We start from the raw sequence: 21,821 nt of genomic DNA, 5'->3' as shown, positions 1-21,821 counted from the left end.
AGGTCAGTAGATGTCGCGCTGGTAGCGCTGCTCTTCCCGCAGCGTCTGGAGCCAGGCCTCCGCGTCCTCGCGGCTGCGGCCCCCGTGGGTGGTGATGATGTCGAGCAGGGCGGCATGGACATCCGGCGCCATGCGTTGGGCCTCGCCGCACACGTACAGGTGGGCGCCTCCCTCCAGCCAGGCGTAGACGTCCTTGCCCGCCTCGCGCAGGCGCTGCTGGACGTAGATCTTCTCCGCCTGGTCCCGCGAGAAGGCCAGGGAGATGCGGCTCAGCTCGCCCTTCTTCAACGCCTCCTGCCACTCCGCCTGGTAGAGGAACTGGCTGCGGAAGTGCTGCTCGCCGAAGAAGAGCCAGTTGCGGCCCTTGCCGCCCGTCTCCGCGCGCTCCTGGGTGAAGGCCCGGAACGGGGCCACGCCCGTGCCCGGGCCAATCATGAGGATGTCCCGGTCCGTGTCCTTCGGGAGCCGGAACCGCTCGTTGTGCTCGACGAAGACCCGCGCCGTGCCCTCGCTGGTGCCGCGCGTGGCCAGGTAGTACGAGGCGGCGCCCTGGTGCGGCGTGCCGAAGGCGACGTAGTCCACCACGGCCACCGTCAGGTGCGCCTCCGCGCCCACCCGCTTCTGGCTGGAGGCAATCGAGTACATCCGCGGCGTCAGCCGGCGCAGCGCGCGGACCAGCTCCTGGGCGCTCCAGGCCGCGGGCCAGGCCCGTAGCACGTCGATGATCTGGTGGCTGGCCAGCAGCGCCCGGAACTTCTCCCCGCCGCCGGGGGCGAGGGTGGCCTGCAGGTCCGCGCTCCCCGAGAGCGCCGCGTGCTTCTCCAGGAACGGACGGCTCAGGCGCGTCAGCTCCAGCTCCGTCTCCAGCCACTGCTTCAGGGGCAGGGTGCGCCCGTCCCGGGCCAACGGGGCCCCGCCGTCGAGCCGCAGCTCGGACAGGAAGGCCTCCACCAGCGCGGGCGGGTTGTGCGGCCAGATGCCGAGCGAGTCGCCCGGCTCGTAGCTCAGGCCCGAGTCGCCCAGGGACAGCTCGAGGTGGCGCACGTCCTTCAGGGCGCCCCGGCCGGTGATGCGCTGGTTGGCGAGCACCTCGGCGGTGTAGGGCGCATCCCGGCCAAAGGCCGGGGCCACCGGCGTGCTCCGGGGCAGCATGACGACGGAGGCGGTTTCCTCGGGGACGAGCGCCTCCTTCGCCTTGGCCACGGCCTGATCGAGCCAGCCCGCCGCGACGGGCTCGAAGTCCACGTCGCAGTCGGCCCGGTCCACCCAGCGCTTGGCGCCGAGCTCCACCAGGCGCGCGTCGAGCGCGCGGCTCACCTCGCAGTACTTGGGATAGCTGGTGTCGCCCAGCCCCAGCACCGCGAAGCGGAGCTGCTCCAGCCGGGGGGCGCGCTTGCCCGTGAGGAAGTCCACGAAGCCCCGTGCATCGTCCGGCGGATCCCCGTCGCCCTGGGTGCTGATGACGAGGTAGAGCAGGCGCTCCTTCTGGAGCTCCCGGACCGGGTACGCCCCGGCGCGCAGGATGCGCGTCTTGAGCCCCGAGGCCTCCGCCTGGCGCTGGAGGCGCTCGGCCAGCAGGCGGCTGTTTCCCGTCTGCGTGCCGTAGACGATGGTGAGCACCGTGTCCGGCACGGCCTGGGGCGCGGGCGTGGGGACGGGGGTGGAGGCCGGGAGCGGCGAGCGGACGGCGAGGCCCGCGATGTAGCCGCTCAGCCACTGGAGCGTCTGCGCATCGAGCCCGTCAAGGGCCCGGTGCAGCAGCGCGCTCCGCTCCTCTCCCAGCAGCGTGTTCACGAAAGGCGAGGCTCCAGAGGAAAGGGGGGGGGCCAGGCGGGTCACCCCGCTGTTCGAGGAGGTGCTCATGGCTGGTGACGCTCCTGGGCCTTCAGCACCTGATCCACCCAGCCCTCCAGGCTGGCGGAAGGCGTCAGGGCGAAGCCATGGTCCCGCAGGGCGCGGTGCGCCTGGGGCGCGGTGGAGTGGAAGAGGACGAAGAGGCCCGTCTCGGCCAGGGCCAGGGCCACCTCGGTGTCACCCCGGACGACCGTGACGTGCCGGCCGAGATCGAACAGGCGGCGCTCCAGCTGGAAGGCCTGCTCCTCGGCGTCCGGCGTCTCGGGCAGCAGGAAGACGCCGCCCGTCTGGCCCAGGCGCGCGTGCCGCTCCCCGGCCGTGACGAGCGAGCCCGCCTGGGCCCGGCCCGTGCGGGCCCCCGCCGGGCCCAGAATCATGCCGGCGGCGACGGTGTCGTGCGTGAGCGCATCGATGACGATGAAGGAGCCGGTGCGGCGGTTGTCCCGGTACGAGTCACAGAGCAGCGGCCGCTTGCACACCAGGTGCACCTTGCCGATGTCGTTGAGGGACAGCGACTCGGAGGGGACCTCGGAGAGGTTCTCCAGGTCCATGCGCCAGAGCACCTGCTCGACGGTGGTGGGCACCGTGCGCGTGGTGTGCTTCACCAGGTAGCGGCGGCTGCGGTCCAGGGGCTGCTCGCCGAACCACACCAGCATGGCCTCCAGCTGGTTCAGCACCGCGGGCGGCTGCTCCACGTGGGCGATGACGTCGCCCCGGCTGATGTCCACCTCGTCGGCGAGCCGCAGGGTGACGGAGTGGGGGGCGCGCTGCTGCTCGTGGGAGCCCTCGAAGGTGTCGATGGCGGTCACCCGGGTGCGCCGCTGCGAGGGCAGCACCATCACCTCATCGCCCACCCGCACCGAGCCCGAGGCAATCTGTCCGGCGAAGCCCCGGTAGTCCTGGTGGGGGCGCAGCACGTACTGCACGGGGAAGCGCAGCGGGGCCGCGTCCAGGTGGCGCTGGTGGGGCAGGGACTCCAGCCACGCGAGGAGCGTGCCGCCCTCGTGCCAGGGCGTCCGCGCGCTCAGCTGGGTGATGTTGTCCCCCTGCCGGGCGCTGACGGGAAAGAGGCGGATCTGCGTGAAGCCGAGCGGCCGGGCGAAGTCGGCCAGCTCGCGGCCGATGCGCTCGAACACGGCCCGGTCGAAGTCCACCATGTCCATCTTGTTCACCGCCACCGCCAGGTACGGAATGCCCAGCAGCGAGGCGATGTACGCGTGGCGCCGCGTCTGGGGCAGCACGCCCAGCCGCGCGTCCGCGAGGATGACGGCCGCGTCCGCCGTGGAGGCGCCGGTGGCCATGTTGCGCGTGTACTGGATGTGGCCCGGGGTGTCCGCGACGATGACCTTGCGGCGCGGCGTGGAGAAGTACCGGTACGCCACGTCGATGGTGATGCCCTGCTCGCGCTCGGCCTTCAGGCCGTCGGTGAAGAGCGAGAAGTCGAGCTCCTCGCCGGGAAGCTCGCCGTGGGCCGCGTTCTGGAGCCCCTTGGTCAGAGGCCCCGCGCTCCCGCTCGTTCCTTCCAGGGCCGCGGCGCGCTTGGCGGTGGCCTTGCGGACGGCGGAGATCTGATCCTCGAAGAGGCCGTCGCACTCATAGAGGAGCCGGCCAATGAGGGTGGACTTGCCGTCGTCGACGGAGCCCACGACGACCAGGCGCAGCAGCTCCTTGTCCGCGTGGGTGGCCAGGAACACCGACACGTCGGTGATGGGCTGGGGGGAGGTATTCATTAGAAGTAGCCCTCGCGCTTCTTGAGCTCCATCGAGCCCTCTTCGTCGTGGTCGATGAGCCGGCCCTGCCGCTCGGACTGGCGGGCATTGACCATTTCCAGGATGACGTCGCCGACCGTGGCGGCCGACGACTCGATGGCGCCGCTGAGCGGATAGCAGCCCAGCGTGCGGAACCGCACCCGCTTCATCTGGGGCTTCTCCCCGGGCCGCAGCCGCATCCGCTCATCGTCGATCATGATGAGGTTGCCGCTGCGCTCCACCACCGGGCGCTCGGCGGCGAAGTAGAGCGGCACGACGGGGATCTTCTCCTGGAGGATGTAGTGCCACACGTCCAGCTCGGTCCAGTTGGACAGCGGGAAGACACGCATGCTCTCCCCTGCGTCGATGCGGCCGTTGTAGAGGTTCCACAGCTCGGGGCGCTGACGGCGCGGATCCCACTGCCCGTGGCGGTCGCGGAAGGAGAAGACGCGCTCCTTGGCGCGGGACTTCTCCTCGTCCCGGCGCGCCCCGCCGAAGGCCGCGTCGAAGCCGTGCTGCGCGAGCGCCTCCAGCAGCGCCTGCGTCTTCATGGCGTGGGTGTACTTCTGGCTGCCGTGGTCGAACGGGTTGATGCCCGCGGCGAGCGCCTGGCGGTTCTGGTGCACGAGCAGCCGCAGGCCGTGCTGCGCGGTGAACTGGTCCCGGAAGGTGTACATGTCCCGGAACTTCCACGTGGTGTCCACGTGGAGCAGCGGGAAGGGCAGGGGGGCCGGGTGGAAGGCCTTGCGCGCCAGGTGCAGGAGCACCTGCGAGTCCTTGCCGATGCTGTAGAGCATCACCGGGTTGGCGAACTCCGCCACCGTCTCGCGCAGGATGTGGATGCTCTCGGCCTCCAGGACCGTGAGGTGGGACAGCCGCGAGGACTCACTCATGGCCGCCCTCCGCCACCTGCGCGAAGGCGCCATCCGCCGCCACGGGCCGCTGGGCCAGCGAGCGCAGCTGCGAGCGCAGGGAGACGACTTCTCCCACCACGAGCAGCGCCGGGGAGCCCACGTCCGCCTCCCGCGCCTCCCGGGCGATGCCCGACAGGGGCGCCTCGATGACGCGCTGGTGCTCCCAGGTTCCCGCTTCCACCACCGCCGTGGGCGTGGTGGGCGCCCGTCCCGCGGACATCAGGGCATGGGTTGTCTCGTCCAATCGTCCTCCTGCCATGAAGAGCACCAAGGTCTCCGCCCGGGCCAGGTGCGCCCAGTCGGGGGCCCCTTCCGTGCGGTGCGCCGTGGCGAAGGTCACCGACCCGGACACGCCCCGGTGGGTGATGGGGATGGCCGCCGCGGCGGGAACGGCCGCCAGGCTGGAGACGCCCGGAACGACTTCGTAGGGAATGCCGGCCGCCTCGAGCGCGAGCGCTTCCTCGCCGCCGCGTCCGAAGACGAAGGGGTCTCCCCCCTTGAGCCGCACCACGCTGCGCCCCAGGCGGGCCTGGGCGATGAGCAGGGTGTGGATGTCCTCCTGCCGCACCGACTCGCCGCCGCCCTCCTTGCCCACATAGAGGATGCGGGCATGGGGCCGGGCGTGCTCCAGCACCGCCGGGTGCACCAGGCGGTCATGCACCACGGTGTCGGCGTCCGCCAGCAGGCGCGCCGCGCGAAGCGTCAGCAGCCCCGGGTCTCCGGGCCCCGCTCCGACGAGGTAGACACATCCTTTGGCACGCCGGCTCATGTCTTCTCTCCCAAGGCCTTCAGCTCCTCACGAATACGCGTCCATGCGGACCGGCGCTCTCCGCGCGCCAGGTGTCCGCCAATGTCATCGTCCACCAGCCGCTTCAGCAGCCGGCTCCGGCCCGCGCCCCGGGGCAGGTGCTCCCGGAAGTGGCCACTCAGCCGGGCGATCCACACGTGGTGGCGCCCGATGCCCTCCAGCAGTTGCCGCCGCAGCGCCCGCGCCAGCGCCGGGGCCATGCCCTGGGTGGACACCGCCACGGTGATGGGGCCCCGCCGGCCCACGGAGGGCAGGGTGAAGTCACACAGGTCCGGCTCATCCGCGGCGTTCAGCAGGATGCCGCGCGCCCGCGTCTCCTCGGCCACCGCCACGCTCACCCGGCGGTCATCCGTGGCCACGAAGACGAGCGCCTGGCCGGCGGCGTCTCCGGGGGTATAGGCGCGCTCCAGCAGCTCCAGCCGGCCCTCGGCCGCCAGGCGCCGCAGGGTGTCCGTGGCCCCGGGGGCGATCATCCGCAGCCGGGCGCCCGCCTCCAGCAGTTGCAGCGCGCGGCCCTCGGCGATGAGGCCTGCGCCAATGAGCAGCACGGGCTTGCCCCGCAGTTGCAGGCAGACGGGGTAATCGGCGAGGGACACAGAGGCCATGACGCTTCGTTCCGGGCCTCAGCGGCGCACGTGCAGGCCGCACTCGCGGTTGGTGGCGGACTCCCACCACCAGCGGCCGGCGCGCTCGTCCTCGTACGGCTTCACGGCCCGCGTGCACGGGGCGCAGCCAATGGAGGGGTAGCCCCGGTCATGCAGGGCGTTGTACGGCACGCCGTTCTCCTGGATGTAGCTCCACACCTGCCGGGCGCTCCAGGAGACCAGGGGGTTGAGCTTGAAGAGGCCGCCGTGGTCCATGTCCCGCTCGAGGGCCTCCACCCCCGTGCGGGTGACGGACTGCTCGCGGCGCAGCCCCGTCACCCACGCCTGCCGTCCCTGGAGCGCGCGCCCGAGCGGCTCCACCTTGCGGATGGCGCAGCACTGCTTGCGCGCCTCGATGCTCTGGCGGAAGGAGAAGTAGCCCTGGGTGGAGACGAGCGTCTCCACGCGCTCCCGGTCCGGGAAGAAGGTCTCCACGTCCAGCCCGTAGCGGTTGCGGAGCACCTCCATGACTTCGTACGTCTCGGGAGGCAGCCGGCCCGTGTCCAGGGTGAACAGGCGCACGCTGGGGGCGTGCTTGCGCGCCAGATCGATGAGCGCCACGTCCTCCGCCCCGAAGCTCACCGCCATGGCCGCGTTCGCACCGAACCGGGCCTCGGTCCAGGAGAGGATCTGCTCGGCGGAGGCGGTTTTCAGCTCGGCGGAAGCGGCAAGGAACTCATCCTGGGACAACATCGCGACTCCAATGAGGCGGAAAAACGGCGCGGCCCACCCCTCCTTTCGGAGCGGTGATTCACCTGCGTTCTCACCAAGGGTGAGCTTCGTTCGGAGGACCGGGACAACCCCTCGCGCGCGTCCACGGCGAGGGGCAGAACGGGCAAAACATGACTTCGCAAAGGCTAGCGGCGCGCCATCGCCAAGTCAACGGATGCTTGTCCAATAAAGCGGACGCCCCTCCCGGGTTGCCGGGCCGCTTGCCGCCCGGCCAGCGGCAGCTTTCCCCTCAGGAGAGGACGGCCTGGGTCTCGCCGGATTGGGCGTCGTCCATGACGGGCAGGAGGAGGGAGAACGTCGTGCCTTCACCCACCTGGCTCTGGACGTGAAGCTCACCGCCCAGCGCGGTGATGATGCTGTGGCAGACCGAGAGGCCCATCCCCGTGCCTTCCCCCACCGGCTTGGTGGTGAAGAACGGCTCGAAGACGCGCGTCAGGTTCTCCTGCGGAATGCCACAGCCCGTGTCGCTCACCTCCACCCGCACGTGGCGGGAGCCACTCGGGCGCGCGTGGATGCGGATCTCGTTCGCGGCCTTGCCGCCCTGGCGGATGGCGTGTGCCGCGTTGATGAGCAGGTTGAGGAAGACCTGGCCCAGGCGGGTGGCGTTGCCCCGGACGCGCGGCAGGCCACCGTAGTCCTCCACCAGCCGGGCGTGACCCCTCAGCTCCCGCTCGGCCAGCTTGACCGCGCCGCGGACGACTTCGCCCAGGTCCACCGGCTCCGTGTTCATGTCATCCGGGCGCGACAGGGTCCGGAGATCCTTCACGATGAGGCGCACCCGCTCGGCGCCCTCGCGCGCCGAGTTCAACGCATCCATCAGCTCCAGCTTCTCCTCCGCGGAGGGCGCCGGGCGGCCGGGTTGCAGCTCCCGGGACAGGTAGTTGAGGTTGCTGAGCACGTAGGAGAGCGGGTTGTTGATTTCATGGCCCACGCCGGCGGCGAGCCGCCCCATGGAGGCCATCCGGTCGGCGAAGATGAGCCGGGACTGCGCCTCCTCGAGCTGCCGCAGGCTGTCGCGCAGCTGGGTGTTGGCCTGCTCCAGCTGCGCCGTGCGGGTGTGTACCGTCTGCTCCAGCAGCGCGTTGTAGTGGCGGAAGTGCCGCTCGGTGGCCTCGGCCTCGGCCTTCATCAGCCGCTGCTTCTCCTCCAGCGTCTTTCCCAGCTCGGAGGCCATCTGGTTGAACGCATGGGCCAGCGTTCCCAGCTCGTCCTTCGGGTTCTCGGGGAGCTTGACCTCGAAGTTCCCCTCACCGATGCGGCGCGCCGCCTGCATCAGCGCCTTCAAGGACCGGTTCATCGGCACCAGGATGATGAGCACCAGCCCCAGCAGCAGGGCGCAGGAGATGGCGGGCAGGAGGATCGCCAGCCATGCCTGTTTCCTCAGCCGGATCTGCGCCCGGTTCAGGTGTTCGAGCCGCTCCTGGTACTCCGCCTCCTGCGCGGCCGTGATGAGCTGGCCGACATTGTTCTCGAACTCCTCGAACAGCCGCCACTCGGTGGTGAGGGGGCTCGTCTCGAGGGGCAGCGCGCGGACGCGCGCCTCGGCCTCGGTGGTCCAGCTGCGCAGGGCCGCGAGCAACGTCTGGGTGTGCGTCCATTCATCTCCCCGCTCGTCAGGGCTCAGCGCCTCTTCCGCGGCCGTGGTGTGCTGGAGCAGGGCCTCCTCGCGGGCGAGGAGCGCCATCATCTCGAGCTGGAGTGGCTGGGTGCTGGTCCCCCGGTCCCGCGCGCGCAGCAAGCCGCGCAGGTACTGCTCCGAGGCCAGGTGCAGGCGCGCGAGGCTCTCGTTCTGCCCCTGGATGAGCATCAGCCGGTCGCGCGAGTGCAGGCTGCGCTGCGTGGCGAGCAGGAGCGTCAGTCCCATGAGGAGCACCAGCCCCGTGGTCAATCCCACGATCAGGAGCACCTTCCAACGGACTGTCATGGCTCTCCTGGACCCTTGCGCACACGCCGGAGCACCCGCGCTTCACGGCGGCGCCCGGCAGTATGTTTCAGGTCCAGGAGATGTTTCCACTAAAGGCTGGGTTGATCACCCGCGCGTTCGAGCAGCGCGTCGAGCTGTCCCATGCTCTCAAGCTTCAGGAGATCCTCGCAGCCACCGATGTGGCGGCCCGCGATGAAGATCTGCGGCACCGTCGTCCGCCCGTCCGACACGGCGATCATCTCGTCCCGCTTCGAGGGGGCCAGATCAATGGCGATCTCCTCGTAGGGGACGCCTTTTTCGTCGAGCAGCTGCTTGGCCTTCTTCGAGAAGGGGCAGGTGGACTTGGTGTAGAGCGTGATGGGGACCATGCCCCGCAGGGTAAGCACGGCGGGCTTCACGGGAAGCCGTACCCCCGGCCAATGGGGCCCGGCGTGCGCCGCCCGGCTGCCACTCCGCGTCCGGCTGGCGCCGTGTATCACCGTGAAAAACTGCTGTTTCACGCCATTTCCTCGCGTGGAAACGCAACTTCCGCAGGTGAGATACGAAGATGCGTGCACCGTACATCATCGTACATGCCGCGGAAGTGCCCATGACTGACACGAAAATCCACCGGCCTGTGCTGAACCCTGGGGTGGCTCCCGCCCCGGCCAAGGCTCCTGCCTCCTCCAATACCGTGGGGGCCACCAAGGGCCCCGCGGCCCGCACCGCCCTGTCCAAGGATGGGTTCGAGTCCGTGGCTCGTCCGGGCGTCCGGGGCGCGGATGCCTTCGAGACGCTGGGGCGGGGCGGAGGCCCGGCCGGCGTGGCGGGCCTTCACGCCGTGGTCCCGGTGGCGGCCTCCTCCGCGACGGTGGCCGCGCCCGTGAAGCGCTCCATCACCTTCACCTATGACGCGGGGCCGCACAGCCCGCTCACGGACGTGAAGCTCAAGGGGAGCTGGGATGCCCGCGGGCGCCACAGCGGCCAGTGGGAGGGGGCGGCCGTCCCCATGCGCTCGCTGGGCAACGGCAAGTGGGAGGCCACGGTGGAGCTTCAGGACGATGGCCTGCCCCGCAACTGGGAGTGGGGCGTCACCGCGGATGGCCCCTCCGGCGATGACCAGTGGGCGGTGATGGGCGAGGGCAACCTCAAGCTGGACCTGTCCAAGCCCTCGGCCACCTATACCCCGGTCACGTCCCACCTGATGGGCGCGCAGCGGCGGGGGGAGGACCTGTCCTTCCGGTTCTGGGCCCCGGACGCGCGCGGAGTCCAAGCCAAGGTGACGGACCCCGAGGGCAACGTGCAGCGCATCCCCCTGGCGCGCCAGGAGGGGGGCGACTGGGCCACGGACGTTCCGGGCGGGTGGAAGGCCCTGGAGGGCCAGTCCTACGTCTATGAGGTGGTGGACTCCACGGGGGCCACCAGCGAGCGGCCGGACCCCTATGCCCGGCAGATGATGGGCGAGCAGCGCGGCGTGGACCGGCTCTACCTGGACCCGGTGAAGGGCCGCGAGGAGAACCGCTACTTCCCCGGCGCCACCGAGCTGATGCGCTTCTCCATCGACGACGAGGCCGATGCCGAGAGCGCCTACCTCGTCCTCAAGGACGAGAGCGGCCAGCCGCTGTCCGCGGACGCGCTGCGCACGCGCCTGGGCGAGTTCGACACCTCGCTCGTGGACACGCTCCACGGCGGGGCCTTCAACGACTTCTGGTCGAAGAACGTCGAGGCGGACGGCCGCATCAAGATGACGAACGAGAGCGGCGCCTGGGTGTCGCTCGTCAACAACCCGGAGAAGCTCGCGGGCCTGCGCTACGAGTTCCAGGTCTTCGAGAAGGACGGCCAGGGCGGGCTGCGGCTGCGCGACGACGCCAACGGGGACGGGGCCTACAGCGCCGCGGAGCGCCGGGCCTCGCCGCACAATGATCCCTGGAGCGACCTGCTCACCCCGGGCAGCGGCGTGTCCTTCCGCGGCTCGGTCATCACAGACCCCTCGGGCTTCCAGTTCAAGCACGGCCAGGCGCCGCGCGAGAAGGATCCGGCCAAGTGGGTGGTGTACCAGCTCCACGTGGGCAGCTTCCTGGGGGACACGAAGAACTCGGACCGCTCCACCCTGGAGGACCTGCTGGGCAAGCTGGACTACTTCAAGGAGCTGGGCGTCAACACGCTGGAGCTCTTGCCCACCAACGAGGTGGAGGGCAGCCGCAACTGGGGCTACCTGGGCGTCAACAGCCTGGCCACCGAGAGCTCGTTCGGGTTCGAGGACGAGCGCGGCCGGTGGGTCAGCGGCACCGAGGCGCTCCAGCGCTTCATCGACGAGGCGCACGGCAAGGGGCTCAACGTCATCTCGGACGTCGTCTACAACCACGTCCACGGGGACCACAACGGCATGTGGAACCTGGGTGGCCCCGAGAACCCCTTCTTCAACTGGTCGAAGGAGCCGGGCCAGTTCGAGCAGCGGGACACGCCCTGGGGCGCGGTGCCCGCCTACCACAACCCCAAGGTGAAGCAGTTCTTCGTGGACCACGCGGTGCAACAGATCGCCGAGCTGAAGTTCGACGGCCTGCGCTTCGACTTCACCGAGCCCATCAAGGGCGTGGGCGGCAAGGACGGCTGGGAGATGCTCCGGGAGATCAACCGCCAGGTGCACTTCATCAACCCCCACACGTGGACGGTGGCCGAGCAGTTCGACTACGACCCGTCCATCTCCCAGCCCGCGCAGGCGGACGGCACGGGCGGCGGCTTCGACGCGCAGTGGTACACCGAGTACCAGCACCGGCTCGTCAACGACAACAGCAAGCCCGGCCTCATCCAGGCGGCCTCGCGCGGCATGCGCACGGACATGGATGCGTTCGTGAACCTGCTGACGGCGCCCCGCGGCCTGGACGCGTGGAAGAAGGCGCTCACCATCATCTCCAACCACGACGAGGTGGGAAACGCCCAGCGCACCCTGAACACGGCCGAGGGCGCGCACCCCACGGACTTCCCGGACCAGTGGTCGCGCAACGCCGCGCGCTTCGCGGCGGGCATCGGCTTCGCCTCGCCGGGCATCCCCATGTTCTTCCAGGGGGATGAGTCGGGCGCGCAGAACGACTTCCGCTGGGGCAACCCCTCCACCTGGGACAGCGGCTGGAGCTGGGAGCAGCTGGGCAAGGACTGGAACTGGGAGCAGGTGACGTTCAACGACGGGCAGAAGGCCACCTACGAGCGGCTCTTCGCGATGGCCCCGGAGGCCCGCGCGCGCGATGCCGCCTACCAGGGGCTGGGCGCCACGGACCGGCAGGTGTTCGCGCACCTGGCGGGCCTCGAGCCGGAGCAGCGCACCGAGGCCATGCTGGACATCACCCGCAAGCAGCAGTTCGCGTTCTACCGGGACGCCATCGCGCTGCGTCACGCCAGCCCGGCCTTCCGCGCCGATGCCGAGGTGAAGGGCGTCTACACGCACAACGACGACTCGGTGATGGCCTTCTCCCGCAAGTCCGGCAACGAGGAGTACCTCGTCATCGGCAGCCTCAACCGCCAGAATCTGGAGGGCTACCGGCTGCCGCTGCCCCCCGGCAACTGGAAGGAAGTGCTGAACAGCGATGCCGGCGCGTACGGCGGCCACGGCATGGGCAACTCCGGCGCCACGCTCAGCGGCGGCGCCCAGGCGAAGGTCAACCTGCCGGCCGCGGGCTACGTGGTGTTGAAGCGCGTCTAGCCCCGGTGCCGCAGCCCGGGTACCCTGCACCCCACCGGAGAGGATTTTTCCTTTTTTGCGGGGATTCGGTTAAGTAAGGGGCGCCCGGAAACATCCGGGCGTTCACCCTGGCCTGCCCAAGGTGTATTTGGAAAGGGTTTGACCGTTGCGCGGCACCATGGGGGGGGCACCCTGATGGATCAGTGGGCTCTTCGCTTCTTCGAGTCGTCAGCCGGGATGCTCGCCGTGCTGCACCCGGACGGAAGGATTCTCCAGGCCAACGCCGCCTGGACAGGGGTGGTGGGGTGGACCCCCGGCGCCCTGAAGGCCGGGCGCTACCAGCGCTTCGCGCACCCGGAGGATCTCCCCGCCGTGGAGGCGCAGCTGGGGGGGCTCTCCAGCGAGCAGGGGCCCGTGAACCTGTGCTTCCGCTGGCGGTGCCAGGACGGCGCCTGGGTGCGGTTGTCCTGGAGCGTGGTGTCCTCCGGGGACGAGGAGGGGCTGCTGTTCTGCACGGTGAAGCCCCCGGCCGCCACGGTCTCTAAGGAGGTCGGCTCCTGGAGCTTCAGTGACAACCTGCCGTTCGGGCTGTACCTGATGGAGTCCCACTCGGAGCGGATCCTCTACGCCAACCACCGGTTCTGCCAGCTGGCGGGCATCGAGAAGGTGGAGGCGCTCATCCGCCAGGGCTCGCTCTCCCACGCACAGTTGCTCGAGCACCACCTCCCGGCGCCGATCGCGGGGGCTTTTTTCCAGGCGCGGGCTGGTACGTACACGCCGCCGCCGGTCGCGCTGGAGGAGCGCGAGGTGCGGCTGCCCAACGGCAGGCTGCTGCGCCGGCTCTCGACGCCCATGGCCACGGCCGGGGGCGAGCTGTCCTACGCGCTGTACCTGTTCGAGGACATCACCGAGCGCCGCCGCACCGAGGATGCGCTGCAGCGCTCGGAGCTGAACTTCCAGAAGCTCATCGAGGGCATGCCGGACGGCATCTTCGTGCACCGGGACCGGCGCTTCATCTACGTCAACAACGCGCTGCGCCGGGCGCTCGGCTACGAGCACGCGAAGGAGCTCCTCGGCAAGCCCATCTGGAGCATCGTCCACCCGGATGATCTCGGCACCGTGCGGGATCGCGTCCACTCGGTGGCCAACCGCCGGGAGATCGCCCCGCTGCATGAGATCCGCTACCTGCGGCGCGATGGCTCCTGGTACGACGCCGAGAGCACGGGCATGCCCATCGAGTTCGATGGCAAGGAAGCGGTGGTGGTGATCGCCCGCGACATCACCGAGCGCAAGCGGATGCAGGCGCAGCTGCTGCAGACCGACCGGATGGCGCTGGTGGGCACGCTGGCCGCCGGCGTGGGCCACGAGATCAACAACCCGCTCTCCTACGTGCTCGCCAACCTCAACCTGGCGCTGGAGGGGCTGCGGGGCTTCACGAACGAGTGCGGCTGCGCCCCCGAGACGGGGCAGGCCGCGAACCTCCAGGAGCTGGAGGAGCTGCTCGTGGAGGCGCAGGAGGGGGCCAACCGGGTGCGCAACATCGTGCGCGACCTCAAGAGCTTCTCCCGGCAGGACGCGGAGCGCAGGACCGAGGTGGACATCCAGGAGTCCATCGACTTCTCCATCAAGATGGCCGCCGCGGAGCTGCGCCACCGCGCCCACCTCATCCGCAAGTACGAGCCCGTGCCGCCCGTCCACGCGGACACCTCGCGCCTGGGGCAGGTCTTCCTCAACCTGCTCATGAACGCGGCCCAGGCCATTCCCGAGGGCAGCTCCACCCGCAACCACATCACCGTCTGGGTCCGTCCCGGGCCCCCGGGCCAGGTGGCCGTGGACGTGAGCGACACCGGGGCGGGCATCTCCCCGGAGGTGCGCGACCGCATCTTCGATCCGTTCTTCACCACCAAGCCCGCGGGGGTGGGCACGGGGCTGGGGCTCTCCATCTGCCACGGCATCATCCGCAGCCTGGGCGGGGACATCTCCGTGCGCAGCGAGCTGGGCAAGGGCACCACCTTCACCCTGCTGCTGCCGGAGGCCTCCGGCGCCTGTGCCCCCACGCTGCCCCCACCCTCGCCCGCGCGCCGCGCGGGCCACAGCGGCCGGATCCTGGTCATCGACGATGAGCCGTCGGTGGGCCGCTCGCTCTCACGCCTCATCGGCTCGCAGCATCAGGTGACGGTGGTGGAGAGCGGGCGCGAGGGCATGGAGAAGCTGGCCTCCTCCGAGCCCTTCGACGTCATCCTCTGCGATCTGATGATGCCGGACATCACGGGGATGGAGGTCTACGAGCGGACTTGCGAGGCCAAGCCCGAGCTGGCCGGGCGCTTCATCTTCATCACCGGGGGCTCTTTCACGCCGCGCTCGCGCCAGTTCCTGGAGGCGGTGCCGGAGCAGTGGATCGAAAAGCCCTTTGACGCACAGCAACTCCACCTCTTCATCGAGAAGGCCCTGAGCGGTCACTATGCTTGACGGTCACTTTGTCATTGATGCGGTCACCCACGCCTACAACCTGCATCCGTCCAACTACCGCGCGGGGCGGTACGCCGAGTCGCTGGCCCAGCTCATCTTCGGGCTGCACAGCACCTTCTCGGACGGGGCGTACCAGATTCCGGAGAAGGAGCGCTTCCTCAAGAACTGGTCCGTCCACGAGCTGGCGCACATGCTCTTCGCCGAGAGCTGCATTGATCTCGCCGTCTACCATGTGCTGCCGCTCCAGACGCTCTATCACGACGGGCTGTGCTCGTATGAGAAGGCGCGGATCATCAAGCGGCGCTACCCGGACCGCTTCCTGCTCTACGCGGGCGTGGACCCCTTGCGCGGCACGGCGGCCCTGGAGGAGCTGGAGCAGCAGGTGGAGGCGCTCCAGCCCAGCGGGCTGAAGCTCTACCCGGCCGCGTGGCTGGGCGAGTCCTTCCGGCACACTGGCTGGCGCATGGACGATGCGCGCATCGCCTTTCCGCTGTTCGAGCGGGCGCTCAAGCTGGGCGTCAAGAACATCGCGGTCCACAAGGGGCTGCCCATGGGCGCGGTGCCCATCGAGGCCTACAAGGTGGACGACATCGGCGGGGCGGCGGATGCCTTCCCCGGGCTGAACTTCGAGATCGTCCACGGCGGCATGGCGTTCCTCGACGAGACGGGGATGCAGCTGTCGCTGTTCCCCAACGTGTACGTGAACCTGGAGGTGACCGGGGCGCTCATCGTGAAGCGCGAGCGCTGGTTCGCCGAGGCGCTGGCCGCGCTGCTGAAGTGGGCGGGCCCCTCGCGCATCATGTGGGGCTCGGGCGCGGTGTTCTGCCACCCGCAGCCGGCGCTTCACAAGTTCTGGCACCACTTCCAGCTGCCGGAGGATCTGGTGAGCGTGGCGGGCATGCAGCTCACGCCGGAGATCAAGCGGATGATCCTCTGCGACAACTACGCGCGCTACGCGGGCATCGACATCCAGGCCCATCAGGCCCGCCTCGCCAACGATTCCTTCTCCCAGCTCCGCGCCGGGAAGCTGGCCGCACCCTACAGCTTCCAGGGGGATGGCCATGACGATTGAGGGGGAGCTGCTGGGGCGGATTGGCTCCATTCCGGACCCATGCAGCCTCGCCACGGGCGTGCCGGTGAGCATCCAGGAGATGGGGCTCATCCAAGGCCTGGAGTACGCCGGGGGCCAGGTGACGGTGCGCATGCAGATCACCTCGCCCATGTGCATGATGGCCGCCTACTTCATGCGCGAGATTGAACAGCGCCTGGCCTCCCACGCGGACGTCCAGTCCGTGCAGGTGGTGTTCGACACGGCGCTGAACTGGAAGCCCGAGGACATCGCCCCCGAGGCGCGTCAGCGGCTGCTGGAGCGGCGCATCCAGACCATCGGCGGGCGGATGTTGCCCCGGCCCGCCGCCGGGTGAGCCGGGCCCCTCACGGGGCGTGGAGCACGCTCGTGAGGGCCTCGGCCACCGCGTAGTCCACCAGCGAGTTCAGCCGGAAGGGGGAGCGGGTGAGGTCCACGCCCGGCGTGCGCATCGCGCCGATGCGCACGGCATAGGCCTCTCCCGGCTGGAGCACGCCGGGGGGAATGCGCACCTGGCGCTGGGCGGTGAGCAGCGTGGCCACCGTCTCCGTGCGCGTGAAGTCCGGCTCGTCCGGCGCCGTGTAGAGCCGGAAGACGCGCACGTCGTACACGTCCGCGGTGCCCACCGTGGGCGCCTCCCAGGTGAGCAGCGGCGTCCGCGAGGGGAGGTCCTGCTCCTGCTGGGCGTTCCGGCCCTCCACCTGGAGGCGCGTGGGCGGGGACAGGCGGGCCTCCACGGGCCGGGAGGTGAAGGCCTGGAGCTCGGCCTGGTCCACCAGCGAGGCCCCCACCGTGCCCGTCGTGCCGCGCAGCCGCAGGGGCAACTGGTAGCGGTGGACGACGTTGGCCACCACCCCCCAGGTGGCGGGGTAGGGGTCGCCGTATTCCACGGTGGCCGTCACGTCCTGGCTGGCCGCGAGGATGCTGCCGGAGAGCAGCTCCCCGGCGTAGCCCACCACGCCCTGGGCCACCCCGCCCGGCGCGGGCGCCAGGATGAGGGTGTGCCGCACGGAGGAGGTGTCCAGGGGCACCGCCAGCGGGTGCACCGCGGCCCGGTGCGCCTCGAAGCTCGCGCGTCTCCAGTCCACCGTGGCCGCCTTCCTCGCCACGGGCTGGAAGGTGCCCGCCAGCGGGGTGGCCGGGCCGCTCGTCTGGAACGTCGTCTGGGCGAGGGACAGCGCCCGGGTGATGCTGCGGTAGTTCAGCTCCCCGGCCGTGCTGGGCTGGCTTTGCAGCAGGTAGAGGCGGTCGCCGCGCGTCTCATCCAGCACCTCCTGGCGGCCGAAGGAGGAGCGGTAGAGGCCCGCCAGGCCCGTGAGCTGGGTGCTGCCCGGGGCGGGCTCGGTCTCCAGGAAGATCCGGCCTGCGGCCCCCGCGTTGGGTGCCACCAGCTCGAAGACGGTCTGGGCTTCCAGGGGCGTCAGCCCGTCCACGCTCAGCGTCACGGGCAGCCCCGCCGTCACGGTGACGACGCCCTCGCGCCCGAGGATGTACTCGTCGAGATCCAACTGCCGGTGCACGGTGACGACGTACGTGGCCGAGCCGCGCTTCAGGTAGTAGGGGGCCTCGGGCGGCACGTGCTCGAACCGGAAGGTGCCCTCGCCCGTGGAGACGACGGGCCGGGTCTCGAAGGTGTCCCCGGTGGGCACGAGCACCGACAGCGAGTCGATGACGCCCGTGGTGTCCCGGGCGCGCGCATCGCCGCTCTCCAGCCGCCGGGTGATGGAGCGCTGCCCCGTGACACGGTCCTGCGCCTCGCCCGGAGGCGGCGCGGAGGGCCCCTCGTCCCCGCACGAGAGGGCCAGCGCCCCCACCGGCAGGAGCAGGGTGGTGAGGAGGCGGACAGACGTCCAGGCGCGGGGAAAGGGCAGGGGCATGGGGACACGCACGGGGCTGGATCCTAGCCTCCTGGGCATCCCGTGGACTTGCGGATTATGCTTTCCACTGGACCGCCGCTCGTCTCAAGGAAGCGCCATGCCACCGACCGGGCTCACCTCCATCCAGATCCGCCAGGGGCATCCCGACTTTCTCGATCTGCCCTGGCACCTGCCCCTCGCCGAGTGGGAGGGCCACAGCTCCCGGCTCGTCCAGGTGCCGCGCGGCCTGTCCCGCCACGAGGTGCTCTTCGTCAGCTATGGCAGGGCCATCTACGCCCTCAAGGAGCTGCCGCCTCGCCTGGGCCAGCGGGAATACGAGGCCCTGAGGGGGCTGGAGGAGCGGGAGCTGCCCTCGGTGCGGGCCGTGGGGCTCGTCCGGGCGCGCACCTCGGAGGAGGTAGGGGGGGAGGAGAGCAGCGTGCTCATCACCCTCTTCCTGGAGGGCTCCCTGCCGTACCGGACCCTGTTCATGAACCAGGGCCTGGAGCGCTACCGCGAGCGGCTGCTGGATGCGATGGCCAGCCTGCTCGTCCGCCTGCACCTGGGCGGCTTCTACTGGGGGGATTGCTCGCTCTCCAACACGCTCTTCCGCCGGGACGCGGGGGAGCTCCAGGCCTACGCGGTGGACGCCGAGACGTCCGAGCTCCACGAGAAGCTGTCGGATGGGCAGCGCCAGCAGGACCTGCTCATCATGGAGGAGAACGTCGCCGGCGGGCTGGCGGACCTGGCCGCGGTGGTGCAACTGCCCCGGGCGCTGGACGTGTACGAGACGGGGACGCACATCCGCAAGCGCTACGAGCGGCTCTGGGAGGAGATCAACAAGGAGATCCCCGTGGCGAAGAACGAGAGCTACCGCATTCACGAGCGCATCCGCGCCCTGAATGATCTCGGCTTCTCCGTGGGCGAGGTGGACCTGGTGGCCCAGCCGGGGGTGAGCGACCACCTGCGCATGCGGACCATCATCACGGACCGCAACTACCACCGCCACCAGCTCCACAACCTCACCGGCATCGTCGCCGAGGAGCGCCAGGCCACGCTGCTGCTCAACGAGCTCCAGGAGCTGCGCGCCACGCTCACGCGCGAGCTCAACCGCAGCATCCCCCTGAGCACCGCCGCCTTCCGCTGGCTGGAGGAGCGCTTCCACCCCACCATCCAGCAGCTTCAGCCCGTCGTCGGCACCACCGAAGTCTCCGAGGTGTACTGCCAGGTGTTGGAGCACAAATGGTTTCTGTCCGAGCGGGAGAAGAAGGACGTGGGCCTCCAGCGGGCCATCGTGGACTACATGGAGCTGCGCAAGCGCCAGAAGGATCTCACGATGAACATGCTGCTGCTCGGGGGGCCGGCCTCTCCCTCGCTTCCCCGCGCGGAGCCCGCGCCCGCGCAGGCACCGATTAGGGCGGGCGATGGCCGCCAGGAGCCCCCAGGTGGAGGGGCCTAGCGAAGGCGTCGACAGCTCCCCCCCAGGCCATTAGCTTGTCCGGCATGTCGACCATCCGGTCATCGCTGTTCGAGCCGTTGGCGGTGGAAGTCCACATCCGCCAGGAGAAGGCCTCGTCGCTGCGGCGCACGGGGGACAAGCTGGACAAGCTCATCGCGGAGCTGGTGCAGGTGGAGTCCGAGCTGCGCACGCTCAGCGGCCCCTCCCGGGCGGCCCGGGTGAAGCTCTATGAGCAGATGCGGGCGGACGCGGAGTACCAGCGCTGGTGCCTCGTGGTGCAGCGCGAGGCCATGGGCCTGTGGAACCACGCCGAGGTGGAGCTGATGTACCCCATCCCCCCGGCGGCGAAGCAGTAGCCCTTACCCCGCCTGGCGCCAGGCCCCGAGCGCCAGCAGCACCCACCCCACCAGGAAGCCCACGCCGCCCAGGGGGGTGATGGCGCCCAGCGCCCGGACGCCCGAGAGCGCCAGCGCGTACAGGCTGCCCGAGAAGAGGACGATTCCCACCTGCATGGCCCACCCGGCCCCCGAGAGCAGGCCCGAGGGCCGGCCCTGGGCCACGAGCCCCACGGCGAGCAGCCCGAGCGCGTGGTACATGTGATAGCGCGCCCCGGTCTCGAAGATGGTCAGCAGATCCTGGGAGAGCCGGGCCTTCAGGGCATGGGCGCCGAAGGCCCCCGCTGCCACGGACAGAAACGCGTTGGCCGCCCCCAGAACAATCCACATCCGCATCGTCGAGCGCCTTTCATCCAAGGTTCGAGTTGCGGCACGCTACACCGCCTGCCATCAGGCGTCTCCTCACATGACCGACTCCACCCCGAAGAAGAAGCGAAGCTCCTCCAAGACCGCCGGTGCCGGGAGTCCTCCTCCCTTCGAGCTGCGCGACTCGCCCATCCAGGGGCGGGGCGCGTTCGCCACCCGGCGCATCCGCCAGGGCGCGCGCATCACCGAGTACGTGGGCGAGCACATCTCCCAGGAAGAGGCGGATGCGCGCTACGACGACGAGGCGATGGACCGCCACCACACCTTCCTGTTCAACCTGGATGACGACACGGTGGTGGACGGGGCGGTGAACGGCAACGACGCGCGCTACATCAACCACAGCTGCGATCCCAACTGCCAGGCGTTCGTCGAAGAGGACCGCATCTTCATCTACGCCCTGCGCGACATCGCCGCGGACGAAGAGCTCTGCTACGACTACGCCTACGAGCGCACCGAGGGCATGGACGAGGAATCGGAGTCGCTGTACGTCTGCCGCTGTGGCGCGGAGACGTGCCGGGGCACCATCCTGGCCCCGCCCAAGCCGCCCGAGAAGCCCCGGGCGGTGAAGAAGGCCGCCAAGCGCACCCAGAAGCGCAAGGCGAAGGAGCCCACCCCCCGTGGGCCCAAGAGCCCCCGCAGCCGGCGCACCCCGGGCAAGGGCGCCGGGGGCCGCAAGCGGGCGTAGCGCGGCCCGCGGCTACTCGTACCGGAGCGACTCGATCGGCGTGAGGTTCGCCGCACGCCGGGCGGGCCAGATGCCGAAGAACACGCCCACGCCCCCCGAGAAGGCGAAGGCCAGCACCACGGACTCGGGGGCCACGGCCGTGTCCCACCCGGCAAGCTGCTTGAGCGCGTAGGAGCCGCCCACGCCCAGCAGCAGCCCCAGCGCCCCGCCGGCGAGGCACAGCACCAGCGACTCGATGAGGAACTGGAACAGGATGTCGTTGGGCCGGGCGCCCAGCGCCTTGCGCAGGCCAATCTCGCGCGTCCGCTCCGTCACCGACACGAGCATGATGTTCATGATGCCGATGCCCCCCACCAGCAGGGAGATGGCCGCGATGCCCGCGAGGAGCATCGTGAACGTCTTCGTCGTCTCCTGGATGGTGCTCAGCAGCGAGGCCTGATCCCGGATGTTGAAGTCGGCGTCCTGGCCGGGGCGGATGCGGTGCTCGCGGCGGAGCACCTGGTCGATCTCCGCCATGGCCTCGCTCATCTGCCCCTCGCTCGCGGCCTGCACTGCGATGGAGCGCACGCGGTTGGTGCCCAGCACGCGCAGCTGCGCGGTGGACAGGGGGATGTAGAGGCTCTCGTCCGGGTTGGAGAAGCCCTGGGAGCCCTTCTCCTTCAGCACGCCGATGACTTCGAAGGGCACGCCGCCGATGCGAATCGTCTGCCCGATGAGCGAGGTCGAGGAGACGCCGCCGAGCTGCCCGCCGACCAGGGCGCCCAGCACCGCCACCCGGCGCCGCCCCTTGTCCTCCTGCTCCGTGAAGAGCCGCCCGCTCTCCAGCTGGTTGTTGTTCACCGTGAAGTAGGTGGGCCACGAGCCCAGGATGGACAGGTTGGCGTTGCTCGCGCCGGACTGGACCTGGATGCGCCCCTCCAGCTCCGGCGAGACGGCCACGATGGCGCGGGGGTTGGCCCGCAGCGCCTCGGCATCCTCCACCGAGAGCATGGCCTGGCCGCGCCCCAGGCCGCCGGCGAACGACTGTCCGGGACGCACGGTGAGCACGTTGGCCCCAAGCGTGCCCAGCCGGGCCTGGACCGAGCGCTGGGCCCCTTCGCCCAGCGCCACCATGGTGATGACCGCCGCGATGCCGATGACCACCCCCAGCATGGTCAGCAGGGAGCGCAGCTTGTTGGCGATGACCGCGTCGATGGCGACGAGGAGGATCTCCAGGATTAGCATG

Annotated in this window: 18 protein-coding genes; 7 read left to right on the top strand and 11 right to left on the bottom strand. The window is 70.1% G+C overall.

Annotation, left to right across the window (positions count from 1 at the left end):
- Positions 1-3: 3 nt before the first annotated feature.
- From KY661_RS26500 to grxC, 8 genes are all read right to left on the bottom strand, one after another.
- Positions 4-1,863 carry an assimilatory sulfite reductase (NADPH) flavoprotein subunit gene (locus KY661_RS26500; protein ID WP_225412872.1) on the bottom strand — a complete coding sequence of 620 codons (1,860 nt, stop codon included), beginning with the start codon at positions 1,861-1,863 and terminating at the stop codon, positions 4-6.
- Positions 1,860-3,584 carry a sulfate adenylyltransferase subunit 1 gene (locus tag KY661_RS26495; protein ID WP_225412871.1) on the bottom strand — a complete coding sequence of 575 codons (1,725 nt, stop codon included), beginning with the start codon at positions 3,582-3,584 and terminating at the stop codon, positions 1,860-1,862. Before KY661_RS26495 ends, KY661_RS26500 begins: the two co-directional genes overlap by 4 nt.
- Positions 3,584-4,495 (bottom strand): sulfate adenylyltransferase subunit CysD, encoded by a 912-nt coding sequence (gene cysD, locus KY661_RS26490; protein WP_245767535.1) that lies wholly within the window; start codon positions 4,493-4,495, stop codon positions 3,584-3,586. Before cysD ends, KY661_RS26495 begins: the two co-directional genes overlap by 1 nt.
- Entirely contained in the window at positions 4,488-5,285 is a 798-nt protein-coding gene (gene cobA, locus KY661_RS26485) for a uroporphyrinogen-III C-methyltransferase (RefSeq protein ID WP_075004880.1), read from the bottom strand. Before cobA ends, cysD begins: the two co-directional genes overlap by 8 nt.
- Complete coding sequence (locus tag KY661_RS26480) at positions 5,282-5,929, bottom strand: precorrin-2 dehydrogenase/sirohydrochlorin ferrochelatase family protein (protein WP_225412869.1); 648 nt, start codon at positions 5,927-5,929, stop codon at positions 5,282-5,284. The genes cobA and KY661_RS26480 overlap by 4 nt, the downstream gene beginning before the upstream one ends.
- Positions 5,930-5,947: 18 nt before the next feature.
- Positions 5,948-6,661: a phosphoadenylyl-sulfate reductase gene (locus KY661_RS26475; RefSeq protein ID WP_225412868.1), complete on the bottom strand. Its 714-nt coding sequence runs from the start codon at positions 6,659-6,661 to the stop codon at positions 5,948-5,950.
- Positions 6,662-6,929: 268 nt separating this feature from the next.
- Positions 6,930-8,624, bottom strand: a complete 1,695-nt coding sequence (locus tag KY661_RS26470) for an ATP-binding protein (protein WP_225412867.1) — start codon at positions 8,622-8,624, stop codon at positions 6,930-6,932.
- Positions 8,625-8,713: 89 nt separating this feature from the next.
- A complete protein-coding gene (gene grxC, locus KY661_RS26465) occupies positions 8,714-9,010 on the bottom strand; it encodes a glutaredoxin 3 (RefSeq protein ID WP_317987304.1) in 297 nt (98 codons plus the stop codon).
- 203 nt (positions 9,011-9,213) lie between these two features.
- Here grxC and KY661_RS26460 point away from each other — a divergent pair, with 203 nt between their 5' ends.
- The 4 genes from KY661_RS26460 to KY661_RS26445 all read left to right on the top strand — a co-directional run bounded on the left by KY661_RS26460 (position 9,214) and on the right by KY661_RS26445 (position 16,172).
- Positions 9,214-12,300, top strand: coding sequence for an alpha amylase C-terminal domain-containing protein (locus KY661_RS26460; RefSeq protein WP_225412866.1), 3,087 nt, complete (start codon positions 9,214-9,216; stop codon positions 12,298-12,300).
- 174 nt (positions 12,301-12,474) lie between these two features.
- Positions 12,475-14,748 carry a hybrid sensor histidine kinase/response regulator gene (locus KY661_RS26455; RefSeq protein ID WP_225412865.1) on the top strand — a complete coding sequence of 758 codons (2,274 nt, stop codon included), beginning with the start codon at positions 12,475-12,477 and terminating at the stop codon, positions 14,746-14,748.
- Positions 14,741-15,820 carry an amidohydrolase family protein gene (locus KY661_RS26450; RefSeq protein WP_075004886.1) on the top strand — a complete coding sequence of 360 codons (1,080 nt, stop codon included), beginning with the start codon at positions 14,741-14,743 and terminating at the stop codon, positions 15,818-15,820. The genes KY661_RS26455 and KY661_RS26450 overlap by 8 nt, the downstream gene beginning before the upstream one ends.
- Positions 15,810-16,172: a metal-sulfur cluster assembly factor gene (locus KY661_RS26445; protein WP_225412864.1), complete on the top strand. Its 363-nt coding sequence runs from the start codon at positions 15,810-15,812 to the stop codon at positions 16,170-16,172. Before KY661_RS26450 ends, KY661_RS26445 begins: the two co-directional genes overlap by 11 nt.
- Before the next feature lie 10 nt (positions 16,173-16,182).
- On the opposite strand, the gene KY661_RS26440 is transcribed toward KY661_RS26445, so the two are convergent.
- Entirely contained in the window at positions 16,183-17,724 is a 1,542-nt protein-coding gene (locus KY661_RS26440) for a hypothetical protein (RefSeq protein ID WP_225412863.1), read from the bottom strand.
- Positions 17,725-17,809: 85 nt separating this feature from the next.
- On the opposite strand from KY661_RS26440, the gene KY661_RS26435 reads away from it, so the two are divergent.
- Together KY661_RS26435 and KY661_RS26430 are read left to right on the top strand one after the other, a co-directional pair.
- Positions 17,810-19,150: a DUF4032 domain-containing protein gene (locus tag KY661_RS26435; RefSeq protein ID WP_225412862.1), complete on the top strand. Its 1,341-nt coding sequence runs from the start codon at positions 17,810-17,812 to the stop codon at positions 19,148-19,150.
- A gap of 44 nt (positions 19,151-19,194) precedes the next feature.
- Complete coding sequence (locus KY661_RS26430) at positions 19,195-19,506, top strand: hypothetical protein (protein ID WP_225412861.1); 312 nt, start codon at positions 19,195-19,197, stop codon at positions 19,504-19,506.
- Between the two features lie 3 nt (positions 19,507-19,509).
- Here KY661_RS26430 and KY661_RS26425 read toward each other — a convergent pair whose 3' ends face one another.
- Positions 19,510-19,881 (bottom strand): DUF423 domain-containing protein, encoded by a 372-nt coding sequence (locus tag KY661_RS26425; RefSeq protein ID WP_225412860.1) that lies wholly within the window; start codon positions 19,879-19,881, stop codon positions 19,510-19,512.
- Positions 19,882-19,951: 70 nt separating this feature from the next.
- On the opposite strand from KY661_RS26425, the gene KY661_RS26420 reads away from it, so the two are divergent.
- Complete coding sequence (locus tag KY661_RS26420) at positions 19,952-20,596, top strand: SET domain-containing protein (RefSeq protein ID WP_225412859.1); 645 nt, start codon at positions 19,952-19,954, stop codon at positions 20,594-20,596.
- Positions 20,597-20,608: 12 nt separating this feature from the next.
- Here the strand turns inward: KY661_RS26420 and KY661_RS26415 are convergent, their stop codons facing one another.
- Positions 20,609-21,820: an ABC transporter permease gene (locus KY661_RS26415; RefSeq protein ID WP_225412858.1), complete on the bottom strand. Its 1,212-nt coding sequence runs from the start codon at positions 21,818-21,820 to the stop codon at positions 20,609-20,611.
- Position 21,821: the final 1 nt, after the last annotated feature.

The organism is Allostigmatella hybrida (assembly GCF_020103775.1).
GTDB classification, from domain to species: domain Bacteria; phylum Myxococcota; class Myxococcia; order Myxococcales; family Myxococcaceae; genus Hyalangium; species Hyalangium aurantiaca.
The sequence above is the reverse complement of the archived record's forward strand: the minus strand, read 5'-3'. Positions and strand labels throughout refer to the sequence as shown.

Excerpts from the sequence above, each read along its gene's own strand:
- KY661_RS26455 (WP_225412865.1), top strand. The coding sequence starts at position 12,475 with ATGGATCAGTGGGCTCTTCGCTTCTTCGAGTCGTCAGCCGGGATGCTC.
- KY661_RS26425 (WP_225412860.1), bottom strand. The coding sequence starts at position 19,881 with ATGCGGATGTGGATTGTTCTGGGGGCGGCCAACGCGTTTCTGTCCGTG.
- cobA (WP_075004880.1), bottom strand. The coding sequence starts at position 5,285 with ATGAGCCGGCGTGCCAAAGGATGTGTCTACCTCGTCGGAGCGGGGCCC.
- KY661_RS26500 (WP_225412872.1), bottom strand. The coding sequence starts at position 1,863 with ATGAGCACCTCCTCGAACAGCGGGGTGACCCGCCTGGCCCCCCCCCTT.
- cysD (WP_245767535.1), bottom strand. The coding sequence starts at position 4,495 with ATGAGTGAGTCCTCGCGGCTGTCCCACCTCACGGTCCTGGAGGCCGAG.
- KY661_RS26495 (WP_225412871.1), bottom strand. The coding sequence starts at position 3,584 with ATGAATACCTCCCCCCAGCCCATCACCGACGTGTCGGTGTTCCTGGCC.
- KY661_RS26470 (WP_225412867.1), bottom strand. The coding sequence starts at position 8,624 with ATGACAGTCCGTTGGAAGGTGCTCCTGATCGTGGGATTGACCACGGGG.
- KY661_RS26460 (WP_225412866.1), top strand. The coding sequence starts at position 9,214 with ATGACTGACACGAAAATCCACCGGCCTGTGCTGAACCCTGGGGTGGCT.
- KY661_RS26415 (WP_225412858.1), bottom strand. The coding sequence starts at position 21,820 with ATGCTAATCCTGGAGATCCTCCTCGTCGCCATCGACGCGGTCATCGCC.
- KY661_RS26480 (WP_225412869.1), bottom strand. The coding sequence starts at position 5,929 with ATGGCCTCTGTGTCCCTCGCCGATTACCCCGTCTGCCTGCAACTGCGG.
- KY661_RS26450 (WP_075004886.1), top strand. The coding sequence starts at position 14,741 with ATGCTTGACGGTCACTTTGTCATTGATGCGGTCACCCACGCCTACAAC.
- KY661_RS26435 (WP_225412862.1), top strand. The coding sequence starts at position 17,810 with ATGCCACCGACCGGGCTCACCTCCATCCAGATCCGCCAGGGGCATCCC.
- KY661_RS26475 (WP_225412868.1), bottom strand. The coding sequence starts at position 6,661 with ATGTTGTCCCAGGATGAGTTCCTTGCCGCTTCCGCCGAGCTGAAAACC.
- KY661_RS26420 (WP_225412859.1), top strand. The coding sequence starts at position 19,952 with ATGACCGACTCCACCCCGAAGAAGAAGCGAAGCTCCTCCAAGACCGCC.
- KY661_RS26445 (WP_225412864.1), top strand. The coding sequence starts at position 15,810 with ATGACGATTGAGGGGGAGCTGCTGGGGCGGATTGGCTCCATTCCGGAC.
- KY661_RS26430 (WP_225412861.1), top strand. The coding sequence starts at position 19,195 with ATGTCGACCATCCGGTCATCGCTGTTCGAGCCGTTGGCGGTGGAAGTC.